Source organism: Streptococcus mitis (assembly GCF_002860865.1).
In the GTDB taxonomy this organism is placed as follows: domain Bacteria; phylum Bacillota; class Bacilli; order Lactobacillales; family Streptococcaceae; genus Streptococcus; species Streptococcus mitis_AT.
In genome coordinates this window covers 1-1,798 of record NZ_PKIE01000019.1, presented here as the reverse complement: position 1 = coordinate 1,798, position 1,798 = coordinate 1, and the positions used below count along the sequence as shown (strand labels likewise).

At 32.8% G+C, this 1,798-nt stretch carries 4 protein-coding genes; 2 read left to right on the top strand and 2 right to left on the bottom strand.

All coding sequences use genetic code 11. The features are described from left to right. A partial coding sequence (locus CYK18_RS10630; RefSeq protein ID WP_142374391.1) for a DDE-type integrase/transposase/recombinase occupies positions 1-225 on the top strand: 225 nt, incomplete at its 5' end. 111 nt (positions 226-336) lie between these two features. Here CYK18_RS10630 and CYK18_RS10960 read toward each other — a convergent pair. Beyond that, on the bottom strand, positions 337-735 hold the full coding sequence (locus CYK18_RS10960; protein ID WP_009732039.1) for an FmdB family zinc ribbon protein: 399 nt from the start codon (positions 733-735) through the stop codon (positions 337-339). Positions 736-907: 172 nt separating this feature from the next. Here CYK18_RS10960 and CYK18_RS10620 point away from each other — a divergent pair, with 172 nt between their 5' ends. Next, a complete protein-coding gene (locus tag CYK18_RS10620; RefSeq protein WP_049518302.1) occupies positions 908-1,234 on the top strand; it encodes a DMT family transporter in 327 nt (108 codons plus the stop codon). A 163-nt stretch (positions 1,235-1,397) separates the two neighbouring features. Here the strand turns inward: CYK18_RS10620 and CYK18_RS10615 are convergent, their stop codons facing one another. After that, positions 1,398-1,712 carry a hypothetical protein gene (locus CYK18_RS10615; RefSeq protein WP_257960204.1) on the bottom strand — a complete coding sequence of 105 codons (315 nt, stop codon included), beginning with the start codon at positions 1,710-1,712 and terminating at the stop codon, positions 1,398-1,400. Positions 1,713-1,798 lie beyond the last annotated feature (86 nt).

Sequence of the window (1,798 nt, the reverse complement as noted above, 5' to 3'; positions counted from 1 at the left end):
GGGACAGAACATCGTACCATTAAATACCTGAATAATTTGATTGAACAAGACCATCGTCCAGTAAAGAGACGCAATAAATTCTATCGAAGTTTACGCACTGCCTCACCCACGATTAAAGGCATGGAAGCCATCCGAGGATTATATAAGAAAACCCGAAAAGAAGGCACTCTCTTCGGGTTTTCGGTCTGTACTGAAATCAAGGTATTATTGGGAATCCCAGCTTAAATCATAGATGCCGTAAGGGATTTTATTCTTTATTTAAAACTTTGCAACAGAACCCTTTTTAGTAACTATAAAATGCTAGAAAGTATACTCCTTATTAAAAAGAGTTTTGGACTAGTTTTGTGCAATTTTATTACCCATATCCGTAATAAGAGAGGCTAAATTAATTGCCTTTAATGATTGTAGAAATTGGTTGTGAATATCATTAGACACATAACCAGCTAGCAAAATATGCTCAGCCATGTCATATTGCTTAATCAAGAGAATCTTATCATGTTTTTCATTAAATAAAATCGCACTAATTGCTGTATTAAAGACTGGAAAACGAAAACTCGCACATTGTGAACAATAAGGAATATCTCCCTCATCTTTTAAAAATTTTTTCTCCAAAGGATGCCCACATTCGGGACAACAAGTCATTGTTTTGTCAAATATAGAAACCTCTTTTTTAAAGTTCTTAAAAGTAATTTTACCAGTAAAATCGAGACCACGCAAGACATTGAAATAAATCAAGACTTTTTTTTTAATTTATCTTATGATATACTAAACTTATCAGCTATTGGTTCTGAAAAAGTGTCTGCCACAGTTTTACTACAAATTCTCATGACTTGTGCCAAGATTTATAAAAAACGGATAGCTATAATAGCTCTTAGAGCAAAAACATGACATATAGGAGGTTAAAGACATGTCATACTTTTATCTTTTTATCGCCATTGTAGGAGAGATATTGGGAACTAACCTTTTGAAATTATCAGACGGTTTTACAAAGCCTATTCCAACCGTTTCTGCCCTACTTAGCTATGGCGTTTGTTTCTATTTCTTATCACTAGCAATGCAAAAAATTCCTGTAGGAATAGCTTATGCAACATGGTCAGCTGTCGGTTTAGTTTTGATAGCCTCTATCGCAGTAATGATTTTCAAAGAAACACTAAATGTTTATAGCATTATCGGTTTAATTTTGATTATCATTGGTGTTGTCATGGTTAACTTATTAGGAAATGCAGGACATTAATAAAACCGGCTCTATACTATTTGTAGTGGGTAAATCCCCTATGGATATTATGGAGCCTATTTTGTTGTAGAAAAAAAGTTCCATAAGAACTATAATGAAAAGCTAGAATTCTGTCAATATTTTGGACACATTTTGGGAGGGAATTTTGAAGACTAGCGTCCTCCTAATTTTCCCAATAAGTTTTAACTTCTTCAAAAATCTTATTCAAAAGTTCTGCATCTTTTTCTGACAACTGATTTTTTTCTATAACTCTATCTTTTAGTTCTGTTGCCTTTATTTTATTTCTTGCCACCGAAACTGCTATTGAATGTTTCAAAATATCAAACTCATCCTTTGAAAAGTTTGCAATATTGGTAAGATCTAATTGTTCTAGAGGTAAACTACTGATAATTGAATAAGGTTTTTGTCCCAGCAAATAATCTGTAGTAGTCCCAAAGATATTTGCGGTTCTGTTGCAAAGTTTTAAATCTACTATCAAATAAGGTAGAATAATAGAAAAAGATAGCAGGAGGAATGACGATGAATCATTTTAAAGGAAAGCAATTTCAGCAGGATGTGATTATT

Bases quoted from the DNA above. Each gene is read 5' to 3' on its own strand.
- CYK18_RS10620 (WP_049518302.1), top strand. From the start codon at position 908: ATGTCATACTTTTATCTTTTTATCGCCATTGTAGGAGAGATATTGGGA.